Below are 22,739 nucleotides of genomic sequence, written 5' to 3' on the forward strand. Positions count from 1 at the left end.
TAGGGCCCAATTCGCAGCGTGCAACCGCTATTTTACGACAAAAGTATCGTTTGACGCATTACACAGCAATTGAACTGTTTATACCTGATTACACACAGAGTTATCCACAAACTCTGTGGCGGCAAAAATTTGACGAGCTTTACGCAAACGTTTTCGTTAGAATCATCGCGCGCTATAATTCCGCTTCATTCGCAACGACGCCTAATAGGTATATAAATAGGGTTACTGCGATCCATTGCCGAAGGATATAACCACCATGCAACACAGTCGTCCTGTTCGCCGCGCACTACTGAGTGTCTCCGATAAAACTGGTATCGTTGAGTTCGCCCGTGCGTTACACCAACGCGGCATCGAGCTGCTCTCAACGGGCGGCACCGCCCGTCTATTATCAGAGGCTGGCCTGCCCGTCATTGAAGTCTCCGATTATACCGGTTTCCCAGAGATGATGGATGGACGCGTTAAAACCCTCCATCCCAAGATTCATGGTGGGATCCTGGGTCGCCGTGACCGTGACAGCGATATCATGCAGCAGCATGAGATCAAACCCATCGATATGGTGGTGGTTAACCTCTATCCCTTTGCCCAGACCGTTGCCCGTCCCGACTGTACTCTGGAAGCAGCGGTAGAAAATATTGATATCGGCGGACCGACCATGGTGCGCTCGGCCGCGAAAAACCATAATGACGTCGCCATCATAGTTAATAACCACGACTTCGATCGGGTCATTGCCGAAATGGATGCTAACCATGGCTCGTTAAGTCAGGCGACACGCTTCGATCTGGCGATCAAAGCCTTTGAGCATACCGCCGCCTACGACAGCATGATTGCCAACTATTTCGGCACGCTGGTCGCCCCTTACCATGGCGACACCAGTAATCCCAGCGGACGCTTCCCTCGCACCCTGAATCTGAATCTGGTGAAAAAGCAGGATATGCGTTATGGCGAAAATGGCCACCAGCAGGCCGCCTTCTATGTCGAAGAGCCGGTACGTGAGGCCAGCATCGCCACCGCGCAGCAGTTGCAGGGCAAGGCGCTCTCCTATAACAACATCGCCGATACCGATGCCGCGCTGGAGTGTGTTAAAAGTTTTGCCGAGCCAGCCTGTGTCATCGTGAAACATGCCAACCCCTGTGGCGTCGCTATCGCTAGCGATCTACTCCAGGCCTATGAGCGCGCCTACCAGACTGACCCGACCTCCGCCTTTGGCGGTATCATCGCCTTCAACCGTCCGCTGGATGCCAAGACGGCGCAAGCCATCATCGCCCGCCAATTCGTCGAGGTGATAATCGCCCCTCGTATCAGCGATGAAGCCTTGGATGTGCTCAGCGCCAAACAGAACGTTCGTGTGCTCGCCTGCGGTGAATGGGGTGAGGCCTGTCCGGGGCTCGACTTCAAACGCGTCAACGGTGGGCTGCTGGTTCAAGAGCGCGATCTGGGGATGGTCGGCGCTGACGATCTACACGTGGTCACCACACGCCAGCCCAGCGAGCAGGAGCTGCGCGATGCCTTATTCTGCTGGAAAGTCGCCAAGTTTGTTAAGTCCAACGCCATCGTCTATGCACGAGATAACATGACCGTTGGCATCGGTGCCGGGCAGATGAGTCGCGTCTACTCCGCCAAAATTGCCGGGATTAAGGCCGCCGATGAGGGTTTACCCGTCGCCGGCTCAGTCATGGCCTCCGATGCCTTCTTCCCCTTCCGCGACGGCATCGATGCCGCGGCGGCTGTCGGCATCACCTGTGTGATCCAACCGGGAGGCTCGATTCGTGATGACGAGGTTATCGCCGCCGCCAACGAGCACGGCATCGCCATGATTTTCACCGGCATGCGCCACTTCCGCCACTAAGATCAATGCTGCGGGGCTCCCCCCCGCAGCGCAAAGGTGACCGTTATGAATATCCTGATTATCGGCAACGGCGGGCGAGAGCATGCCCTGGCCTGGAAAGCCGCACAGTCTCCGCTGGCCGAGCGCGTATTTGTCGCGCCCGGTAACGCCGGCACGGCACAAGAGCCGGCCTTGGAGAATATCGCCATCGCCGCAACCGATATTCCGGCGCTGGTCGACTTCGCCCGCCGCCAACAGATCGATCTGACCATCGTAGGACCCGAGGCTCCCCTGGTACTCGGTGTCGTCGACGCCTTCCGCGCCGCAGGCCTGACCATCTTCGGCCCGAGCCAAAGTGCGGCACGGCTGGAAGGGTCTAAAGCCTTTAGCAAAGACTTCCTCGCGCGCCACCATATTCCTACCGCAGCCTACCGTAATTTCACCGAAGTCGAGCCCGCGTTAGCCTATGTTCGTGAACAGGGGGCCCCGATTGTGATCAAGGCCGACGGTCTGGCCGCCGGGAAAGGGGTGATCGTTGCCATGACGTTGGAGGAGGCCGAGGCGGCTATCCACGATATGCTCGCGGGTAATGCCTTTGGCGACGCCGGGCATCGCATCGTTATCGAAGAGTTCCTGACCGGCGAAGAGGCCAGCTTCATCGTGATGGTCGACGGCGAACACGTGCTGCCGATGGCCACCAGCCAGGATCATAAGCGAGTCGGCGATGGTGACAGCGGCCCCAATACCGGTGGCATGGGTGCCTATTCCCCAGCGCCCGTGGTCAGCGAAGCAGTGCATCAGCGCGTGATGGAGCAGGTAATTTGGCCGACGGTACGCGGTATGGCCGAGGAGGGTTCTCCCTATACGGGTTTCCTCTATGCCGGGCTGATGATCTCGGCTGACGGCGAGCCGAAGGTCATTGAGTTTAATTGCCGCTTCGGTGACCCTGAGACCCAACCGATCATGATGCGTATGCAATCGGATCTGGTGGCACTCTGTCTGGCCGGAGCCCAGGGGACACTCGATCAGCAGACCTCCGCCTGGGACCCACGAGCGGCGTTAGGCGTCGTACTGGCCGCGGCGGGCTACCCGGGGGACTACCGCCAGGGCGATATCATTCACGGTTTGACACACGGTACGGCAGACGCCAAGGTATTCCATGCCGGGACGCGATTGAATCCCCTCGGCGAAGTCGAGACCTGCGGTGGACGCGTATTATGTGCGACAGCCTTAGGCGATGATATCGCTCAAGCCCAGCGCAATGCCTATCAGCTGGTCGACACCCTCTCCTGGCCGGGAGGCTTCTGCCGTCGTGACATCGGCTACCGCGCGCTACAACGTCCACGCTAACGCGCCTCGACCCCGTCACGATTAAGCCGGCCTTGTGCCGGCTTTTTTACAAGGTTTTGGCCGTCGGCTCCCAAGCGCAGATATCTTGTTGGGTAATCTGCAACAACTGAGCGCCCGCCGGTGCAGACAACCAGGCAACCCATAGCGCGCCATGGCTATTCGCCTCACGCCGCGCCAATTGCGCCGCCTGCCAACCGGCTAACGGCAATGGCGCGACTTGGCCATCGCAACGGGTAAAGATCCCATCCTGCCAGCGCCCCTGAACCAGGCTGACCCCACCCGCGATCAGCGTGGCCGCCAAATCGCGTGTATGACGCGCTTGATATTGCGCCTTGGCGATCTCATCGGCGCTCGGCATCTCACGCGTCTCACCCTGCAAGCGCTGCATATAACTCAACGTCCCCTGCATATCGAAACGTAACTGCAGCACGTCGCCCTCATCGTCCCCGCTCTGCTGTAAGATCTGATACAAGTGCCCGTCACGGTAACGATAGTGATCGATGAGAGTCTGCCCCTGACCCAGCGGGCTAAACACACGCATCATAGCCAGAGGTTGCTGCGCGCGCCCTTCGAGGCGCCAAATGCGTACGATGCCGCCATCCGCGATATATCCTGTCGCGGCAAAGGGGGGAGAGGAAGGGGGAGACTGGCAGCCTGCCAACAGCACGATGCCAGCCACTAGCCAGCGGCGTATAGACAAAAGGGGCACCATCGCCCCCTCAACTACACAACTTACTGTGGCCACGCGTTACTTATTTAACCGCGTCTTTCAATGCCTTGCCAGAAACGAACGCCGGGACGTTAGCGGCGGCAATTTTGATCTCTTTGCCAGTCTGCGGGTTGCGGCCAGTGCGCTCGTTACGATGATTCACTTTAAAAGTACCGAAACCAACCAATTGTACGGCATCGCCTGCCTTCAGAGACTCAGTAATAGCAGCCAGGGTAGACTCCAGAGCGGCTTTAGCCTGGGTCTTGGACAGATCGGCCTTGTCTGCGATTACATCAATCAGCTGAGTCTTATTCATAAGTTATCCTTACAGTGTGTTTATCGTTTGCAAAGCATCGAGTGCGACGGATATGCCGATTGACAGCACTCTCCTGCATACACGCACCGATAGCCACTTCTTTTACGCCCCCCAAATGTAGAACAAGCGAGGGGCGAATGTGAAGCCTTAGAGGGCGACAAATCAGGTGTTAAATCACGTTTTGCCGTCTTATTGCGCTAATTCGATACCGATGTTGCTCACACCCGCCTCACGCAGGTCGGCACGCAGCCCTTTTATCAATTCGAGGTCACGCTCTTCGGCCTCGTTCAGCAGGCGAAAAATCTCCCACTGAATGTCCAACTCTTCCTGGATCGCCGGTAACGCTTTCAACTCATCGTCGCTCATCTCACGACCGGCCTGGGTCATTTCTAACATGCCAACGGTATGCAACGAGGTCTCACTCACGGCAATAGCATGCGCCAACATGTCGCCGCCCAATTGAGAATGCAATATCTCGCTCAACGCGACACAGGCGTCGATCGCTGGGTAGACACCGTACATGTCATAGTCATCGGCATTGGGGATCACCGCCTCCAACTTCTCCAACTGACTGTCGAAGTTGATCTTGGCATCCTTCACCGTCAACACTTCCCAGACCAGATCCAGGATACGGCGATACACCGCTGCGTCGGCAAACTCGCTTTGCCGGCAAAAGGCCTGGTAGTTGGGGAACATCCGCTCGCTGAGGCAAGCCATAAAGGTGAGCTGTTGCCAACTCTCCAACTTCTCCAGACGTTTATGAATGGGATTACGCAGCATGCTGAAGTCTCTCTCGATTATCTGCGGCGCAGTCTAACTGAATTACGGGAAAAACCCTACGATTGCGCCAGATTATAAGAATGTTCACTCCTCCCCCGGTTACTCTTGCCCTTGGGAAGGAGACTGAGTGGCCTGCCAGCGCAAAAAGGCGGGGCGCCGCGAGGCGATCGCATCGGCCCAGCGGGTCGGTTCCGGTAGTCGGTAGCCACGTAAACAACGTTGTACCCAGGCTAAGGCGCTATCACGGCTGACGCGATGGCCACTTGAGATAAATAGCGGGTTACAACGCGCCTTGCTACGCAGCACCCAACCGATCGGCTCGGCTCCATCCATCAGCGGAGTCGTCGCCCCCGGCGCGGCATCCAAATCGGCGAATTGACCATACAGCCGGCGCTTCGCCACGCCGATGGTTGGTACATCCGCCAATAGGCCAAAATGGCTGGCAATCCCTAGCCGACGGGGATGCGCGATACCGTGTCCATCGACCATCACCAACTGTGGCCGCTGGCGTAGTTGCGCCCAGGCCTGCAACAGGGCGGGATACTCGCGAAACGAGAGAAAACCGGGGATATACGGCATCCGCGTGGCAATACGCGCCACCTGGTACTCCACCAGCGTCAACGAAGGATAGTGCAACACGGCGATCGCCGCCCGCGTGACCGCCCCCTCCTGCTCGAAGCCCACGTCGGCTCCGGCGATCAGCGACGGCGTATCCCAACGATCCGCCAGCTCAACCTGTACCGCCTTAGCCCGTTGCTCATCACGTAACGCCTGCATATCCATGGTGTCTGGTGTCCCGTTAACGGTGATACGGCTGGGAGAGACGATGAACCGCCTCAACAAAGATGCCGGCCTGCTCGGGCGGCACATCCTGATGGATACCGTGTCCTAAGTTAAAGACGTGTCCCTCCCCCTGGCCGAAACCCGCCAGGATGTCGGCGACTTCCTGCTCGATGCGCGCCGCTGGCGCATACAGCATGGAGGGGTCCATATTGCCTTGCAGTGCAACCCTATCACCGACTCGACGACGCGCATCGGCGATGTCGCAGGTCCAATCCAAACCGAGGGCATCGCACCCCGTCTCTGCCATCGCCTCCAGCCATTGCCCGCCGCCCTTGGTAAACAACGTCACCGGCACCCGGCGCCCCTCATTTTCACGCTGCAGGCCATCGACGATCTGATGCATATACTGTAGAGAGAACTCGCGGTAGTCGCGCCCAGTCAGCACACCCCCCCAGGTATCAAAGATCATCACCGCCTGCGCCCCGGCACGGATCTGGGCGTTAAGGTACAGGATGACGCTCTGCGCCAACTTATCCAGTAGGTGATGTAGGGCCGCCGGATCGGCATACATCATCTTCTTAATCTTGGTGAAGGCCTTACTACTACCGCCCTCGACCATATAGGTCGCTAACGTCCAGGGGCTACCGGAGAAACCGATCAACGGCACGGCACCCTGCAGGTTACGCCGGATGGTGCGCACCGCTGCCATCACATAACCCAGCTCCTGTTCCGGATCGGGAATAGGCAGCCGATCGATGTCGGCGCGGCAGGTAATCGGCCGCGTAAAGCGTGGCCCTTCGCCCGCCTCGAAGTAGAGTCCCAAGCCCATGGCATCCGGCACCGTGAGAATATCCGAAAACAGGATCGCCGCATCCAGAGGGAAACGACGCAACGGCTGTAAGGTGACTTCACAGGCCAGTTCGGCATTCTTACACAGGGCGATGAAGTCACCGGCCTGGGCACGCGTGGCATTGTACTCCGGCAGATAACGCCCAGCCTGGCGCATCATCCATACCGGGGTCATGTCGACCGGCTGGCGCAACAGCGCACGCAGATAGCGATCGTTCTTCAGTTCGGACATCCTTCGGCTCCTATTATTATTTTATGGCATTGTAGCATGTGGGTGACTCATTCATGCTGCGCCCGGCACAGCGCAACGGTGTCCTCGATCAGACGTCGCGCCACCGTACCGGCCGGGGGTAACTGGGGCAGACGATCGTAACGATACCACCCCGCCTCCTGTAGCTCTTTGGGGTCGTGGCGTAGCTCGCCCGCGGCATAATCGGCCAAGAAGGCCATCATCAGAGAGTGGGGAAAAGGCCACGGCTGCGAGGCGACGTAACGCAGATTCCTAATCTGTAAATTGCTCTCCTCCATGATCTCACGCGCGGCGGCCTGCTCCAGCGTCTCCCCCACCTCGACAAAGCCCGCCAGGACGGTATAGATACCATTACGGTGGCGATTATGCCGAGCCAGCAGGATATGATCGTCCCGACGAATGGCGACGATGATACAGGGAGCAATCTGTGGGTAATAGCGTTGTTGGCAGTGAGCGCACAGACAGGCCCATTCATGCTGACTCGCCTGCATCGGCTGGCCGCAGTAACCGCAGAACCGATGGGACTGGAAAAACTCCGCCAACTGTACGCCGCGCCCGGCTAATTGAAATAAACCGCGATCGGCGTCGATCAGCTGGCGTACCGTGGTCATCTCTCCATTGCGCTGCTGCCGCACCAGCCATACCGCCATCCCCTGCCACTCACCAATACGGTAGGCCATCTGCCCGACCACCCCCCAGCGTGCCGCGCTACCACAAGGTAGCTCACCCTGCGGCAACCAGATACGCCCCTGATCGCTGACCACCCACCAGCCGTTATCGGCTTCACCTATTTGCTGTACGACTGCCACCGCCTCGACTCCTTCACTCCACTCGTGCCTGCGTTCGCTCCGCCTACGCGCCACCCTGCGAACAAACCATGATTAAACACATTATTAACAATACTTGCAGTTTTCTCACGCCCTCCTTACACTGCCCGCACGCGAGGGTTACCTCCCTCGCCGCACCATCTTGTCGGAGTGCCTAGTTGATACCGGGTATCACAGGCTGAGACCGTTAATTCGGGATCCGCGGAACCTGATTGGGTTAATACCCACGAAGGGAACAAGAGTAATCTGCACGTTCAGCCAATCCATGGCTTCACGTTTTTCTTATTCATTACTCCTATCCGAGCTCCAGACAAGCAATTTTTCTCCTATCACGCCTTATGAGGCAGGAATTTGCTATGTCGACTCCAACCATTCCCGATGCGCCACGCCGCCAACGCCGCGCCGAGGCCCAGCGCTTCATCGCTAGCCTCCGCGGCGAAGCCTATCCCAACTCTCGCCGCATCTACCTCCAGGGCTCACGCGCCGATATCCGAGTCCCTCTACGTGAGATCAGTCTCAGCCCAACCCTCGTCGGTGGGACGCCGGAACAACCACAGTGGCGCGACAATGAGGCGGTGGCGGTATACGACACTTCGGGCGCCTATGGCGATCCCCAAGCCTCTCTCGATCTACGCCAAGGCTTACCGGCCATCCGCGCCGCGTGGATCGCAGAGCGTGGCGACACGGAAGTGCTCGCTGGGCGCAGCGCCGATTACACCCGCCAACGTCAAGCCGATCTGGCACTAGAGACGCTGCGCTTTCCCCAGCCTCCCGCTGCGCGTCGCGCGTTACCCGGGAAACGAGTCAGCCAATTGCATTATGCCCGCCAGGGCATCATCACCCCGGAGATGGAGTTTATTGCCCTGCGCGAGAACATGGGGCGTGAACGCATTCGGAGTGGCGTATTACGCCAGCAGCATCCCGGCGAATCCTTCGGCGCCCATCTACCGGAGAACATCACCGCCGAGTTTGTGCGTGCCGAGGTTGCCGCCGGGCGAGCCATCATTCCCGCCAATATCAATCATCCCGAATCCGAGCCGATGATCATCGGCCGTAATTTCCTGGTGAAGGTTAACGCCAACATCGGTAGCTCTTCCGTCACCTCGTCGATTGAGGAGGAGGTCGAGAAGTTGGTGTGGGCCACCCGCTGGGGTGCCGATACGGTGATGGATCTCTCTACCGGACGCTATATTCACGAGACGCGTGAATGGATCTTACGTAACAGCCCAGTCCCTATCGGCACCGTGCCGATTTATCAGGCGTTGGAGAAGGTCAACGGTGTCGCCGAGGATCTCGACTGGCCGCTGTTGCGCGATACCCTGTTGGAGCAAGCGGAGCAAGGCGTAGACTACTTCACCCTGCACGCCGGCGTGTTACTGCGCTATATCCCGCTGACCGCCCAACGCCTGACGGGCATCGTCTCGCGCGGGGGAGCCATCATGGCCAAGTGGTGTCTAGCGCACCATCAGGAGAACTTCATCTACCGCCATTTCCGCGAGATCTGCGAGATCTGTAGCGCTTATGATATTGCGCTCTCATTGGGCGACGGTCTCCGCCCCGGTTCGATCCAGGATGCCAACGATCAGGCCCAGTTCGCCGAGCTGCATACCCTGGGCGAGCTGACCCAGATCGCCTGGGAGTATGATGTCCAGGTGATGATCGAGGGGCCGGGACACGTGCCGATGCAGATGATCCGCCGCAACATGGAGGAGGAGCTCACCCATTGTCACGAAGCGCCCTTCTATACCTTAGGGCCACTCACTACCGATATCGCCCCGGGCTATGACCACTTCACCTCCGGCATTGGTGCGGCACTGATCGGCTGGTTTGGCTGCGCCATGCTGTGTTACGTCACGCCCAAAGAACATCTCGGCTTGCCGGACAAAGAGGATGTGAAGCAGGGATTGATCACCTATAAGATCGCCGCCCATGCTGCCGATCTGGCCAAGGGGCACCCTGGCGCCCAGATCCGCGACAACGCCATGTCGCAGGCGCGCTTCGAGTTCCGCTGGGAGGATCAATTCAATCTGGCGCTCGACCCCATCACCGCACGCGCCTATCACGACGCCACGCTGCCACAGGCCTCCGGCAAGCTCGCCCACTTCTGTTCGATGTGCGGGCCGAAGTTCTGTTCGATGAAGATCTCGCAGGAGGTGCGTGAACATGCCGCGCGCCAGACGCAGACGGAGGCAGAACCGGAAGCGGGTATGGCGCAGATGGCCGATCAGTTCCGTGCCTATGGCGGCGAACTGTATCTGGCCGATGACGCCACCCCACGCCGCTAAACGGCGCTAAACCGCGGCGTCCAGAGTGATGAAGCAACCGCTCACCCGATGCGCCGCACGCCAGACGAAAAAAAACCGCTCCAAAGAGCGGTTTTTTCATACGGTCAAGCGAATGACTTATTCGTCATTGCCACCTAGCAGACCCGCGTTCAGCAGTTCTGCCAAGTTGGCGCTGGCCTCTTCCGCACTCACCTGCGGAGCGGCGGAGGAGTCGGCCGCACGACGGCGCATGCGATCCTGGTGGTAGGCATAGCCGGTACCCGCCGGGATCAGACGGCCCACGATGACGTTCTCTTTCAAGCCACGCAGTTCGTCACGCTTACCGGCAACGGCCGCTTCCGTCAACACGCGGGTGGTCTCCTGGAAGGAGGCCGCGGAGATGAAGGACTCGGTCGCCAGAGATGCCTTGGTGATACCCAGCAGATCGCGCATATAGGTCGCGGCAATCTTACCTTCAGATTCCAGCTGACGATTAGCGATCTTGACGCGGGACACTTCCACCTGCTCGCCTTCCAGGAAGTCGGAGCTACCGGCAGAGGCGATAGTCGCCTTACGCAGCATCTGACGCACGATAACTTCGATGTGCTTATCGTTAATCTTAACGCCCTGCAGACGGTATACGTCCTGGACTTCGTTAACGATGTAGCGCGTTACCGCGTTCACGCCACGCAGACGCAGAATGTCATGCGGAGACTCTGGACCATCGGAGATCACGTCGCCACGTTCTACGCGTTCGCCTTCGAACACGTTGAGCTGACGCCACTTCGGAATCATCTCTTCGTAAGCATCGCTGCCATCCAACGGCGTGATCACCAGGCGACGTTTGCCCTTGGTCTCTTTACCGAAGGAAACCACACCGCTGATCTCGGCCAGGATTGCCGGCTCTTTCGGACGGCGGGCTTCGAACAGGTCGGCAACGCGCGGCAGACCACCGGTAATATCCTTGGTACCGCCGGATTCCTGCGGAATACGCGCCAGGGTGTCACCGGCACTGATGGCGATGCCATCTTCCAGCTGCACGATGGCCTTACCCGGCAGGAAGTACTGAGCCGGCATATCGGTACCCGGCAGCAGTACGTCGTCACCGTTGGCATCGACGAGACGCAGCGCAGGACGCAGATCTTTACCGCTACCGGTACGCTCTGCAGAATCCAGAACCACCTGAGAGGAGAGACCGGTCAGTTCGTCGGTCTGACGGGTTACCGTCTGGCCGTCGATCATGTCGGCAAAGCGCATGTAACCGCTAACTTCAGAGATAACCGGCATGGTATGCGGATCCCAGTTAGCAACGGTCTCACCGCCGTTCACCTCAGCGCCGTCGCCCTTGGCCAGCGTGGCACCGTAAGGCACCTTATAGCTTTCCTTGGTACGACCGAACTCATCGATCAGTTTCAACTCGGTGTTACGTGAGGTAATCACCAGCTTACCGTCGGAGTTCACGACGAACTTGGCGTTGGTCAGCTTCAGGCTACCCTTGTTCTTCACCTGAATGCTAGATTCAGCCGCCGCACGCGATGCCGCACCACCGATGTGGAAGGTACGCATGGTCAGCTGGGTACCCGGTTCACCGATGGACTGTGCCGCGATAACACCGATGGCTTCGCCCTTGTTCACCAGGTGGCCACGGGCCAAGTCACGACCGTAGCAGTGAGCACACACGCCGAAGTCAGTTTCACAGCTCACGACAGAACGCACTTTCACGCTGTCGACAGAGTGCTCTTCCAGCAGGTCACACCATTTTTCGTTCAGCAGGGTGTTACGCGGCACCAGGATGTCCGCCGTACCCGGCTTCAAGACTTCTTCCGCCGTCACACGACCCAGAACGCGGTCACGCAGCGGCTCTTTCACGTCGCCACCCTCGATAACCGGGGTCATGACGATACCGTTGTGGGTACCACAGTCGTCTTCGATGACCACCAGATCCTGCGCCACGTCGACCAGACGACGAGTCAGGTAACCGGAGTTCGCGGTCTTCAGTGCGGTATCCGCCAGACCTTTACGCGCACCGTGAGTAGAGATGAAGTACTGGAGTACGTTCAGACCTTCACGGAAGTTCGCGGTGATCGGCGTTTCGATGATGGAGCCGTCCGGCTTCGCCATCAGGCCACGCATACCGGCCAACTGACGGATCTGAGCGGCGGAACCACGCGCACCGGAGTCGGCCATCATAAAGATGCTGTTGAAGGAGACCTGACGCTCTTCCTCGCCGTTACGGTTGATAACGGTTTCGGTAGACAGGTTTTCCATCATCGCCTTCGCCACACGCTCGTTAGCGGCGGCCCAGATATCGATGACCTTGTTGTAACGTTCGCCAGCGGTAACCAGACCAGACTGGAACTGCTCCTGGATCTCGGCCACTTCGGCTTCGGCTTCGGCGATGATTTCGGCTTTCTTCGCCGGGATCACCATGTCGTCGATACCGACGGAGGCACCAGAGCGCGCCGCATAGGCGAAACCGGTGTACATGATCTGGTCGGCGAAGATAACGGTCGGCTTCAAACCCAGCGCACGGTAGCAGGCGTTCAGCATCTTAGAGATGGCTTTCTTGCCCAGCGGCTGGTTGACGATGGTAAACGGCAGCCCCTTCGGCACGATCATCCACAGGATGGCGCGGCCAACGGTGGTGTCGATCAGGCCGGTTTCCGGCACCATCTCGCCATCAGTATTCTTGCTGTACTGGGTGATACGCACTTTAACGCGAGCATGCAGCGAGGCCAGCCCGGCGCGATAGATACGTTCGGCCTCTTTCGGGCCGCTCAGCACCATGCCTTCGCCTTTGGCGTTCACACAGTCGCGAGTCATGTAGTACAGACCCAACACCACGTCCTGAGACGGAACGATGATCGGATCGCCGTTCGCCGGGGAGAGGATGTTGTTGGTAGACATCATCAACGCACGCGCTTCCAACTGGGCTTCCAGCGTCAACGGTACATGTACTGCCATCTGGTCACCGTCGAAGTCGGCGTTGTAGGCCGCACACACCAGCGGGTGCAGCTGGATGGCTTTACCTTCGATCAGCAGCGGTTCGAACGCCTGGATACCCAGACGGTGCAGGGTCGGCGCACGGTTCAGCATGACCGGGTGCTCGCGGATCACCTCATCGAGGATATCCCATACCACCGCCTCTTCGCGCTCGACCATCTTCTTGGCCGCCTTGATGGTGGTGGCCAGGCCGCGCAGTTCCAGCTTGCCATAGATGAACGGCTTGAACAGTTCCAATGCCATCTTCTTCGGCAGGCCGCACTGATGCAGACGCAGGTACGGACCGACGGTGATAACGGAACGACCAGAGTAGTCGACACGTTTACCCAGCAGGTTCTGACGGAAACGACCCTGCTTACCTTTGATCATGTCGGCCAGAGACTTCAGCGGACGCTTGTTAGAGCCGGTGATGGCGCGACCGCGACGGCCGTTATCTAACAGCGCATCGACCGCTTCCTGCAACATACGCTTTTCGTTGCGTACGATGATATCCGGCGCAGCCAGATCCAGCAGGCGCTTCAGACGGTTGTTACGGTTGATCACGCGACGATACAGATCGTTCAGATCGGAGGTCGCGAAACGACCGCCATCCAGCGGGACCAGCGGACGCAGATCCGGCGGCAATACCGGCAGCACGGTCAGGATCATCCACTCCGGCTTGTTGCCAGACAGAATGAACGCTTCCAGCAGCTTGATGCGCTTGGTCAGCTTCTTACGCTTGGTCTCGGAGTTGGTCTCACCCAGCTCTTCACGCAGCTGCTCGCACTCGGCTTCCAGATCCATCCCTTTCAGCAGGGCCTGGATCGCCTCGGCGCCCATCTTGGCGTCGAATTCGTCACCGAACTCTTCCAGTGCATCCAGATACTGCTCTTCGGTCAGGATCTGACGACGCTCCAGGTTGGTCATCCCGCCTTCGACGACGACATAAGATTCGAAGTACAGTACGCGTTCGATGTCACGCAGCGGCATGTCCAGCAACAGACCGATACGGGACGGCAGGGACTTCAGGAACCAGATGTGCGCGGTCGGTGAGGCCAGTTCGATGTGACCCATGCGCTCACGGCGCACCTTGGTCTGGGTCACTTCAACGCCACATTTTTCACAGATGACGCCACGGTGTTTCAAGCGCTTGTACTTACCGCACAGGCACTCGTAATCTTTCACCGGCCCAAAAATACGGGCGCAGAAAAGACCGTCACGTTCTGGCTTGAACGTACGGTAGTTGATGGTTTCCGGCTTCTTAACTTCGCCGAAAGACCAGGAACGGATCATGTCTGGCGAAGCCAGCGCAATTTTGATCGCGTCAAACTCTTCGGTCTTAGTTTGCGCTTTCAGAAACTTCAGTAAGTCTTTCACGGATTAGCTCCCGTCGGAGTGAGAACTCTTAAGGCGCCCGCCGTAACGGGCGCCCTGTGATCGGTACGGATTCGAGTGCTTACTCGTCTTCCAGCTCGATGTTGATGCCCAGCGAGCGGATTTCTTTCAACAGTACGTTGAAGGATTCCGGCATGCCCGGTTCCATCTGATGGCTGCCATCCACGATGTTCTTATACATCTTGGTTCGGCCGTTCACGTCATCAGACTTAACGGTGAGCATTTCCTGCAGGGTGTAGGCGGCGCCGTAAGCTTCCAGCGCCCACACTTCCATCTCCCCGAAGCGCTGACCACCGAACTGCGCCTTACCACCCAGCGGCTGCTGGGTAACCAGGCTGTAGGAGCCGGTGGAACGCGCATGCATCTTGTCGTCGACCAAGTGGTTCAGTTTCAGCATGTACATGTAACCCACGGTTACCTGACGCTCGAAACGCTCACCGGTGCGACCATCATACAGGGTGATCTGACCGGAGGTCGGGATACCACCCAGCTCCAGCAGGCCCTTGATTTCGCGCTCTTTAGCACCGTCGAACACTGGCGTTGCAACCGGCAGACCCTTCTTCAGGTTTTCCGCCAGACGCAGAACTTCGTCATCGCTAAAGGTGTTCAGATCCACCTGCTGACGGGTGTTGTCACCCAGATCGTAGGCTCTCTGGATGAACTCACGCAGTTTGGCTACTTCCTGCTGCTGCTTGAGCATGGCGTTGATCTTGTCGCCGATGCCTTTCGCCGCCATACCCAGGTGGGTTTCCAGGATCTGACCGATGTTCATACGTGACGGTACGCCCAGCGGGTTCAGTACGATATCGACCGGCGTGCCGTTCTCATCGTAAGGCATATCTTCGATCGGGTTGATCTTAGAGATAACACCCTTGTTACCGTGACGACCTGCCATCTTATCGCCCGGCTGGATCTGACGTTTCACCGCCAGGTACACCTTAACGATCTTCAGCACGCCCGGTGCCAGATCGTCGCCCTGGGTGATCTTACGACGCTTGGCTTCCAGTTTCTTCTCGAACTCAGCCTTCAGCTCATCGTACTGCTCGGCCAGCTGCTCCAGCTGGTTCTGCTTGGCTTCATCCGCCAGGCCCAGCTCCAGCCAACGGTCACGCGGCAGTTTTTCCAGTTTTTCCGCTTCCACGCCACCGGCAACCAGCACGTCGTGGATACGGGCAAACAGACCGGCTTCCAGGATCTGCAACTCTTCGGTCAGGTCTTTCTTGGCCTGCTTGAGCTGCATCTCTTCGATTTCCAGCGCACGCTTGTCTTTTTCCACGCCATCGCGGGTAAAGACCTGTACGTCGATAACGGTACCGGAAACGCTGTTCGGCACACGCAGAGAAGAGTCTTTCACGTCAGACGCCTTCTCACCGAAGATGGCGCGCAGCAGCTTCTCTTCCGGCGTCAGCTGGGTTTCACCTTTCGGCGTTACCTTACCGACCAGGATGTCGCCACCCTTCACTTCGGCGCCGATATAGACGATGCCGGATTCGTCGAGCTTGGAAAGTGCGGCCTCACCGACGTTCGGGATGTCGGCAGTGATCTCTTCCGGCCCCAGCTTGGTGTCACGAGACACACAGGCCAGTTCCTGGATATGAATAGAGGTGAAGCGATCTTCCTGTACCACGCGCTCGGAGACTAAGATGGAGTCTTCGAAGTTGTAACCGTTCCACGGCATGAACGCCACGCGCATGTTCTGACCCAGTGCCAGTTCGCCCAGATCGGTGGACGGACCGTCGGCCAGCACATCGCCACGCTCAATAGGCTCACCCAGTGAGACACACGGCATCTGGCTGATGCAGGTGTTCTGGTTGGAGCGGGTGTACTTGGTCAGGTTGTAGATGTCGATGCCGGCTTCGCCCGGGAACATCTCATCTTCGTTAACCTTGATGACGATACGGGACGCATCCACGTACTGCACCATACCACCGCGCTTGGCGACGGAGGTTACACCGGAGTCGACGGCAACCGCACGCTCCATACCGGTACCAACCAGCGGCTTATCGGCGCGCAGGGTCGGTACGGCCTGACGTTGCATGTTCGCACCCATCAAAGCACGGTTGGCGTCATCGTGTTCCAAGAACGGGATCAGGGACGCACCGACGGAAACCACCTGCTGGGTGGAAACGTCCATGTAGTCAACCTGGTCACGGCTGAACAAGCTGGATTCGCCCTTGCTGCGGCACGTTACCAGATCTTCAACGAAGCGGCCTTCATCATCCAGGTTGGAGTTCGCCTGGGCGATAACGAAGTTGCCTTCTTCGATGGCAGACAGGTAATGGATCTCGTCGGTCACGATACCGTCACGCACGCGGCGATACGGAGTTTCCAGGAAACCATACTCGTTGGTCTGTGCGTACACAGACAGGGAGTTGATCAGACCGATGTTCGGACCTTCCGGCGTTTCGATAGGACATACGCGACCGTAGTGGGTCGGGTGTACGTCTCGCACTTCAAAGCCGGCACGCTCACGGGTCAGACCGCCTGGGCCCAACGCGGAGATACGACGCTTGTGAGTGATCTCGGACAGCGGGTTATTCTGGTCCATAAACTGGGACAGCTGGCTGGAACCGAAGAACTCTTTCACGGCGGCAGAGATCGGCTTGGCGTTGATCATGTCCTGCGGCATCAGCATATCCAGATCGCCCAGGGACAGACGCTCTTTCACCGCACGCTCAACACGTACCAGACCCACACGGAATTGGTTTTCCGCCATCTCGCCCACAGAGCGGATACGACGGTTGCCCAAGTGGTCGATATCGTCGACTTCGCCTTTACCGTTACGGATATCGATGAGCTTCTTCATCACCTCGATGATGTCTTCTTTGCTCAGGATACCGGAACCTTCGATCTCATCGCGCATCAGAGAACGGTTGAACTTCATGCGGCCAACCGCAGAGAGATCGTAGCGATCCTCGGAGAAGAACAGGTTCTCGAACAGATTCTCGGCGGCTTCGCGTGTCGGCGGCTCACCCGGGCGCATCATGCGGTAGATTTCTACCAGCGCGCTCAGACGATCGTTGGTCGGATCGACACGCAGCGTCTCGGACATGTACGGGCCATGATCCAGATCGTTGGTGAACAGCGTTTCGATGCGCTTGTAACCCGACTGGCTCAGCTTGGCCAGCAGATCCAACGACAGCTCCATGTTGGCGGCGCAGATCAGCTCGCCGGTGCTCTCGTCGATGTAATCTTTAGCCGCCACTTTGCCGACGATGTACTCAACCGGGACTTCGATCAGCTTAACATCATCTTTTTCCAGCTGACGGATGTGACGCGCGGTGATACGACGGCCTTTCTCGACATAGACCTTACCGTTAGCCTCGATATCGAAGGAGGCGGTTTCACCACGCAGACGCTCCGGTACCAGCTCCATCTGCAACTTGTTGTCGCGGATCTCAAAGATCACCTTGTCGAAGAACAGATCCAGGATCTGCTCGGTGGTGAAATCCAATGCGCGCAGGATGATGGTAGCCGGCAGCTTACGGCGGCGGTCAATACGGACAAACAGGTTGTCTTTCGGGTCGAACTCGAAGTCCAGCCAGGAACCACGGTAAGGGATAATGCGTGCGTTATACAGCACCTTACCAGAAGAGTGGGTTTTACCCTTGTCGCTGTCGAAGAATACGCCCGGGCTGCGGTGCAGCTGGGAGACGATAACACGCTCGGTGCCGTTGATGACGAAGGTGCCGTTTTCGGTCATCAGCGGGATTTCACCCATGTAAACTTCTTGTTCTTTGATGTCCTTAACGGTGCCTTCCGGCGCTTCGCGCTCGTAGATCACCAGGCGCAGTTTTACGCGCAGCGGAGCAGAGTAGGTTACGCCACGGATCTGACACTCTTTAACGTCAAATACCGGCTCACCCAAGCGATAGCTAACATACTGCAACTCGGAGTTGCCGCTGTAGCTCTGGATCGGGAATACGGAGCGAAAAGCCGCTTCCAGACCATACTGACCTTCCGGATCTTGCTCGATAAACTTCTGGAACGAGTCAAGCTGGATAGAAAGGAGATAGGGAACGTCCAACACTTGGGGACGCTTACCAAAGTCCTTACGAATTCGTTTTTTCTCGGTATAGGAGTAAACCATAGGGTTCCTCAGCTCGCTGAATAGTCGACCCATTTTGTCCGTCCTGATAGGACAGTTCACGCAACACCATTTTGTGACCGAAAGGGTGAATCCCCCTTCGCAATACTTGTTTCTATCACTCTTAAACCATTTCATTGCGCTTTACACAGCGCCGTAACTCACGGCCCTGACGCAGTATATTAAGGCGTCGATAGAAACAAGTATTGGGGATAACCTGTGACTAAACAGTGTGAAACCTCACAGGCATCCTTTACAGCGCAAAAAGGCTGGTGACCAAAAAGTCACCAGCCATCAGCCTGTTAGCACAGACTGTACTCCAAGAAGTTAAACTTATTTAACTTCAACAGAAGCGCCAGCTTCTTCCAGAGCTTTCTTCAGAGCTTCAGCGTCGTCTTTGCTGATGGCTTCTTTCAGAACTGCCGGAGCAGATTCTACCAGGTCTTTGGCTTCTTTCAGGCCCAGACCGGTTGCGCCACGGACAGCTTTGATGACAGCAACTTTGTTGCCGCCAGCAGCGGTCAGGACTACGTCGAATTCAGTTTTTTCTTCAACAGCTTCAGCAGCGCCGCCAGCGGCAACAGCTACAGCAGCAGCAGCAGAAACACCGAATTTCTCTTCCATCATGGAGATCAGTTCAACAACGTCCATTACGGACATTTCTGCAACTGCGTCCAGAATTTGCTCTTTAGTGATAGACATGACAATTGTTCCTAAAAATCAGAAATAGTTTATACGTTAGCAAGTGCGACAGTAGCAAAGCAGCGATTAAGCAGCTTCTTTCTGATCGCGCAGAGCAGCCAGAGTACGGACCAATTTGCCGGCAGCGGCTTCTTTCATGGTCGCCATCAGGCGTGCGATTGCTTCTTCGTAAGTCGGCAGAGTTGCCAGACGGTCGATCTGGGCCGCCGGGATCAGCTCACCTTCAAAGGCTGCAGCTTTGACCTCAAATTTTGCATTGTCTTTGGCAAAAGCCTTGAACAGACGAGCGGCAGCGCCCGGGTGTTCCATAGAGAATGCAATCAGGGTCGGACCAACAAACGTGTCTTTCAGGCACTCGAACTGAGAACCTTCAACGACGCGGCGCATCAGGGTGTTGCGAACAACACGCATGTAAACGCCAGCTTCACGACCTGCTTTACGCAGTTCGGTCATTTTGTCTACGGTTACGCCACGGGAATCCGCAACGACAGCAGACAGCGCGCCTTTGGCTACTTCGGTGACTTCAGCAACAATCGCTTGTTTGTCTTGAAGATTTAATGCCATTAGCTTGTGCTCCTGGATTTTTGCCGGAGAATGACTCCGGAACTCACTTCACTCGCTTATGGCCGAAACCATGCACGAGCATAGAAACACGGTGAGCAGAATCCAGACATCTAAAAAAGATTTCTTCGGGCTCTGTCACCGTCTACGCAGGAAGATTAAGTCTCTAACGAAACACCTGCGGTCTTGGACGGAGGTCTGGAAATAGGCCAGACTCCAACCGAAAATTCGTTCGCTTTACATTCATAGAATGTGCGGGCGTTAGATTTTAGACAAAACCGACGCCCGCGTAAAGCGAAAAGGCAAATCCTAATCCCGCAGGATTAGTTAGCCACTGCGCTCAGAGTCGCCTGATCAACAGCTACGCCTGCGCCCATGGTGGTGGACAGGCAAACTTTCTTGATGTAGACGCCTTTAGCAGTTGCCGGCTTAGCCTTCTTCAGGGCAACCATCAGTGCTTCCAGGTTTTCCTTCAGCTGCTCAGCAGAGAAGTTAGCCTTACCGATGGTGCTGTGAACGATGCCGTTCTTGTCGTTACGATAGCGAACCTGGCCAGCTTTAGCGTTTTTAACCGCTTCAGCTACGTTCGGCGTAACGGTACCCACTTTCGGGTTCGGCATCAGGCCACGCGGCCCCAGGATCTGGCCCAGTTGACCAACAACGCGCATTGCATCCGGAGAAGCAATAACAACGTCGAAGTTCATTTCGCCTTTCTTGATCTGGTCAGCCAGATCTTCCATACCTACCAGGTCAGCGCCGGCAGCTTTAGCCGCTTCAGCGTTCGGACCCTGGGTAAAGACGGCAACGCGTACAGTGCGGCCGGTGCCGTGCGGCAGGACGGTAGCACCACGTACGTTCTGGTCAGATTTACGCGCATCGATGCCGAGGTTAACGGCAACGTCTACGCTTTCAACGAATTTAGCAGTGGCCAGCTCTTGCAACAGAGCAATGGCTTCGTTGATGTCATACTGTTTAGTTACATCAACTTTTTCACGGATCACGCGCATGCGCTTGGTCAGCTTAGCCATTTCTTAGTCCTCCACTACCAGGCCCATGGAACGAGCAGTACCTTCGATTGAGCGAGACATCGCTTCAACGTCAGCACCAGTCATGTCCGCAGCTTTAGTTTCTGCGATTTCACGTACCTGAGCACGGGTCACTTTACCGACCTTGTCTTTGTTCGGCTTGCCAGAACCAGACTTGATGCCTGCCGCTTTCTTCAGCAGAACAGCAGCCGGCGGGGTCTTGGTGACGAAAGTGAAAGAACGGTCAGAGTAAACGGTAATAACAACCGGAATCGGCAGACCTTTTTCAATGCTGTCAGTCTTAGCATTGAACGCCTTACAGAATTCCATGATGTTAACACCCTGCTGACCCAGAGCCGGACCGACTGGCGGGCTCGGGTTAGCCATACCAGCTGCGACCTGCAGCTTCACGTAGGCTTGGACTTTCTTGGCCATTTAAAATTTCCTCAATTGGGTCATATCGCCTCGGAGAGGCTCCCCGTGATGGTAAAACGCTTTATGTGCCGCCAAATGCAGCAGCCCATAAATACAAAAGGCGCGAAATTGTAGTTCAATTTCGCGCCTATGGCAATGCACTTTTACTGCGTGACGACGTTTATTACGCCTTCTCGACCTGGCTGAAGTCCAGTTCGACCGGCGTAGCGCGACCAAAGATGGAGACAGACACCTTCAGGCGGCTCTTCTCGTAATCCACCTCTTCCACCACACCGTTGAAGTCGGCAAACGGCCCTTCGTTGACGCGGACCATCTCGCCCGGCTCGAACAGGGTCTTCGGACGCGGCTTATCACCCACCTGCTGCAGGCGGTTCATGATCGCATCCACTTCTTTGTCGCTGATCGGTGCAGGACGGTCAGAAGTCCCGCCGATAAAGCCCATCACACGCGGCACACTACGCACCAGATGCCAGCTAGCGTCGTTCATCACCATCTGCACCAGGACATAACCCGGGAAGAACTTACGCTCGCTCTTGCGACGCTGGCCACCACGGATTTCGACCACTTCCTCGGTCGGCACCATGACTTCACCAAACAGCTCTTCCATATTGTGCAGTTTGATATGCTCGCGCAGCGACTGGGCTACGCGACCCTCAAAACCGGAAAACGCCTGAACGACGTACCAACGCTTCTTCGGTGCTTCAGACATTTTAGAACCTCAGGCCAGTAATAAAGGAAACCAGACGGACCAGAATACCATCCAGTCCCCACAGAATCAGTGCCATAACGGCGGTCACTGCGGCGACGATCAGAGTCGTATGCAGCGCTTCCTGACGTGTCGGCCAAATCACTTTACGCATTTCGGTACGCGCTTCGCGAGCAAACGCCACGGTCGCTTTACCCTGCGTCGTCATCAAGGCGATGCCGCCGGCGGCAGCGATGATAACCACAACGGCCAGAGCACGCAGTGGCAGACTCACATCACGGTAAATATAGTTACCGACGATGGCTACGATCAGCAGAACGGCGACAACCAGCCACTTCATGACTTCCAGGCCACGCCCGCTCCCTTGAGCATCGGTATTCGCACTCATAAACCAACCTGTCACTAGATTCCAGAAAAACAACTTTGCCCCGCATCGCGAGGCAAACCAAACCGAATGAGAATCTTACGAGATACCAATGTGGATAGCACATTTATATCTGCAAAAAGCGACGTTGCTCGCGTGTTGGTGCGGCACGCCGCGATTCGGCACCATACGCCGTATCGCCAGAGCCCATCTCACCAGTAATTATGCGGGAAAAAACCACTGATGAGATAGGTTCTTGTCAAACTGCGTAGAAAAAGGGCATCAAATGATGCCCTTTTATCGCGTGCTGCGTCAAATCTTATTCGATAACTTTAGCAACAACGCCCGCGCCAACGGTACGGCCGCCTTCGCGGATTGCGAAGCGCAGACCATCGTCCATGGCGATCGGGTGGATCAGGGTAACAACCATCTTGATGTTGTCGCCCGGCATTACCATCTCTACGCCTTCCGGCAGTTCGATGGTACCAGTCACGTCAGTAGTACGGAAGTAGAACTGCGGACGGTAGCC

17 protein-coding genes, 1 pseudogene and 1 riboswitch are annotated in these 22,739 nt (G+C 57.0%); of the genes and pseudogenes, 3 read left to right on the forward strand and 15 right to left on the reverse strand.

Features of this window, described 5'->3' with window-relative positions:
* Window positions 1–256 precede the first annotated feature (256 nt).
* Both purH and purD read left to right on the forward strand, forming a co-directional pair.
* Window positions 257–1,846, forward strand: a complete 1,590-nt coding sequence (purH, locus tag ACEQFP_RS16490; RefSeq protein ID WP_005280454.1) for a bifunctional phosphoribosylaminoimidazolecarboxamide formyltransferase/IMP cyclohydrolase — start codon at window positions 257–259, stop codon at window positions 1,844–1,846.
* Between the two features lie 45 nt (window positions 1,847–1,891).
* Window positions 1,892–3,175, forward strand: a complete 1,284-nt coding sequence (gene purD, locus ACEQFP_RS16495; protein WP_005280456.1) for a phosphoribosylamine--glycine ligase — start codon at window positions 1,892–1,894, stop codon at window positions 3,173–3,175.
* A 46-nt stretch (window positions 3,176–3,221) separates the two neighbouring features.
* Here the strand turns inward: purD and ACEQFP_RS16500 are convergent, their stop codons facing one another.
* The 6 genes from ACEQFP_RS16500 to nudC all read right to left on the reverse strand — a co-directional run bounded on the left by ACEQFP_RS16500 (window position 3,222) and on the right by nudC (window position 7,671).
* Window positions 3,222–3,884, reverse strand: coding sequence for a DUF1481 domain-containing protein (locus ACEQFP_RS16500; protein ID WP_225856996.1), 663 nt, complete (start codon window positions 3,882–3,884; stop codon window positions 3,222–3,224).
* 43 nt (window positions 3,885–3,927) lie between these two features.
* Window positions 3,928–4,200 (reverse strand): nucleoid-associated protein HU-alpha, encoded by a 273-nt coding sequence (gene hupA, locus ACEQFP_RS16505; RefSeq protein WP_005280461.1) that lies wholly within the window; start codon window positions 4,198–4,200, stop codon window positions 3,928–3,930.
* 189 nt (window positions 4,201–4,389) lie between these two features.
* The gene (locus tag ACEQFP_RS16510; RefSeq protein ID WP_005280463.1) at window positions 4,390–4,980 is read right to left on the reverse strand and encodes a YjaG family protein; all 591 of its coding nucleotides are present in this window, start codon (window positions 4,978–4,980) and stop codon (window positions 4,390–4,392) included.
* A gap of 99 nt (window positions 4,981–5,079) precedes the next feature.
* On the reverse strand, window positions 5,080–5,763 hold the full coding sequence (gene nfi, locus ACEQFP_RS16515; RefSeq protein WP_005280465.1) for a deoxyribonuclease V: 684 nt from the start codon (window positions 5,761–5,763) through the stop codon (window positions 5,080–5,082).
* A 16-nt stretch (window positions 5,764–5,779) separates the two neighbouring features.
* Window positions 5,780–6,844 carry a uroporphyrinogen decarboxylase gene (gene hemE / locus ACEQFP_RS16520; protein ID WP_005280468.1) on the reverse strand — a complete coding sequence of 355 codons (1,065 nt, stop codon included), beginning with the start codon at window positions 6,842–6,844 and terminating at the stop codon, window positions 5,780–5,782.
* 47 nt (window positions 6,845–6,891) lie between these two features.
* Window positions 6,892–7,671 (reverse strand): NAD(+) diphosphatase, encoded by a 780-nt coding sequence (gene nudC / locus ACEQFP_RS16525; protein ID WP_068872360.1) that lies wholly within the window; start codon window positions 7,669–7,671, stop codon window positions 6,892–6,894.
* Between the two features lie 154 nt (window positions 7,672–7,825).
* A riboswitch (TPP riboswitch) is annotated at window positions 7,826–7,941 on the forward strand.
* 104 nt (window positions 7,942–8,045) lie between these two features.
* Between nudC and thiC the strand changes: the two genes are divergently transcribed.
* Window positions 8,046–9,974 carry a phosphomethylpyrimidine synthase ThiC gene (thiC, locus tag ACEQFP_RS16530; protein WP_068872358.1) on the forward strand — a complete coding sequence of 643 codons (1,929 nt, stop codon included), beginning with the start codon at window positions 8,046–8,048 and terminating at the stop codon, window positions 9,972–9,974.
* Window positions 9,975–10,091: 117 nt separating this feature from the next.
* On the opposite strand, the gene rpoC is transcribed toward thiC, so the two are convergent.
* The 9 genes and pseudogenes from rpoC to tuf all read right to left on the reverse strand — a co-directional run.
* Window positions 10,092–14,312: a DNA-directed RNA polymerase subunit beta' gene (gene rpoC, locus ACEQFP_RS16535; protein ID WP_005280476.1), complete on the reverse strand. Its 4,221-nt coding sequence runs from the start codon at window positions 14,310–14,312 to the stop codon at window positions 10,092–10,094.
* 79 nt (window positions 14,313–14,391) lie between these two features.
* On the reverse strand, window positions 14,392–18,420 hold the full coding sequence (rpoB, locus tag ACEQFP_RS16540) for a DNA-directed RNA polymerase subunit beta (protein WP_005297612.1): 4,029 nt from the start codon (window positions 18,418–18,420) through the stop codon (window positions 14,392–14,394).
* A 330-nt stretch (window positions 18,421–18,750) separates the two neighbouring features.
* Window positions 18,751–19,119 carry a 50S ribosomal protein L7/L12 gene (gene rplL, locus ACEQFP_RS16545; protein WP_005280479.1) on the reverse strand — a complete coding sequence of 123 codons (369 nt, stop codon included), beginning with the start codon at window positions 19,117–19,119 and terminating at the stop codon, window positions 18,751–18,753.
* A 66-nt stretch (window positions 19,120–19,185) separates the two neighbouring features.
* The gene (gene rplJ, locus ACEQFP_RS16550; RefSeq protein WP_005280485.1) at window positions 19,186–19,683 is read right to left on the reverse strand and encodes a 50S ribosomal protein L10; all 498 of its coding nucleotides are present in this window, start codon (window positions 19,681–19,683) and stop codon (window positions 19,186–19,188) included.
* Window positions 19,684–20,003: 320 nt separating this feature from the next.
* Window positions 20,004–20,708, reverse strand: coding sequence for a 50S ribosomal protein L1 (gene rplA / locus ACEQFP_RS16555; protein ID WP_005280487.1), 705 nt, complete (start codon window positions 20,706–20,708; stop codon window positions 20,004–20,006).
* Between the two features lie 3 nt (window positions 20,709–20,711).
* Entirely contained in the window at window positions 20,712–21,140 is a 429-nt protein-coding gene (gene rplK / locus ACEQFP_RS16560; RefSeq protein ID WP_005280490.1) for a 50S ribosomal protein L11, read from the reverse strand.
* Between the two features lie 163 nt (window positions 21,141–21,303).
* The gene (gene nusG / locus ACEQFP_RS16565; RefSeq protein WP_005280494.1) at window positions 21,304–21,849 is read right to left on the reverse strand and encodes a transcription termination/antitermination protein NusG; all 546 of its coding nucleotides are present in this window, start codon (window positions 21,847–21,849) and stop codon (window positions 21,304–21,306) included.
* Window position 21,850: 1 nt separating this feature from the next.
* A complete protein-coding gene (gene secE / locus ACEQFP_RS16570) occupies window positions 21,851–22,234 on the reverse strand; it encodes a preprotein translocase subunit SecE (RefSeq protein ID WP_005280496.1) in 384 nt (127 codons plus the stop codon).
* A 295-nt stretch (window positions 22,235–22,529) separates the two neighbouring features.
* Window positions 22,530–22,739 (reverse strand): annotated as a pseudogene (gene tuf, locus ACEQFP_RS16575) (elongation factor Tu); the annotation flags it as partial.

It is taken from the genome of Edwardsiella sp. A.80236, from assembly GCF_044540725.1.
Classification (GTDB): Bacteria; Pseudomonadota; Gammaproteobacteria; order Enterobacterales; family Enterobacteriaceae; genus Edwardsiella; species Edwardsiella tarda.

Excerpts from the sequence above, each read along its gene's own strand:
- nfi (WP_005280465.1), bottom strand. The coding sequence starts at position 5,763 with ATGGATATGCAGGCGTTACGTGATGAGCAACGGGCTAAGGCGGTACAG.
- rpoB (WP_005297612.1), bottom strand. The coding sequence starts at position 18,420 with ATGGTTTACTCCTATACCGAGAAAAAACGAATTCGTAAGGACTTTGGT.
- hemE (WP_005280468.1), bottom strand. The coding sequence starts at position 6,844 with ATGTCCGAACTGAAGAACGATCGCTATCTGCGTGCGCTGTTGCGCCAG.
- rplA (WP_005280487.1), bottom strand. The coding sequence starts at position 20,708 with ATGGCTAAGCTGACCAAGCGCATGCGCGTGATCCGTGAAAAAGTTGAT.
- ACEQFP_RS16510 (WP_005280463.1), bottom strand. The coding sequence starts at position 4,980 with ATGCTGCGTAATCCCATTCATAAACGTCTGGAGAAGTTGGAGAGTTGG.
- nusG (WP_005280494.1), bottom strand. The coding sequence starts at position 21,849 with ATGTCTGAAGCACCGAAGAAGCGTTGGTACGTCGTTCAGGCGTTTTCC.
- rplL (WP_005280479.1), bottom strand. The coding sequence starts at position 19,119 with ATGTCTATCACTAAAGAGCAAATTCTGGACGCAGTTGCAGAAATGTCC.
- hupA (WP_005280461.1), bottom strand. The coding sequence starts at position 4,200 with ATGAATAAGACTCAGCTGATTGATGTAATCGCAGACAAGGCCGATCTG.
- rplJ (WP_005280485.1), bottom strand. The coding sequence starts at position 19,683 with ATGGCATTAAATCTTCAAGACAAACAAGCGATTGTTGCTGAAGTCACC.
- purH (WP_005280454.1), top strand. The coding sequence starts at position 257 with ATGCAACACAGTCGTCCTGTTCGCCGCGCACTACTGAGTGTCTCCGAT.
- secE (WP_005280496.1), bottom strand. The coding sequence starts at position 22,234 with ATGAGTGCGAATACCGATGCTCAAGGGAGCGGGCGTGGCCTGGAAGTC.
- purD (WP_005280456.1), top strand. The coding sequence starts at position 1,892 with ATGAATATCCTGATTATCGGCAACGGCGGGCGAGAGCATGCCCTGGCC.
- rplK (WP_005280490.1), bottom strand. The coding sequence starts at position 21,140 with ATGGCCAAGAAAGTCCAAGCCTACGTGAAGCTGCAGGTCGCAGCTGGT.
- thiC (WP_068872358.1), top strand. The coding sequence starts at position 8,046 with ATGTCGACTCCAACCATTCCCGATGCGCCACGCCGCCAACGCCGCGCC.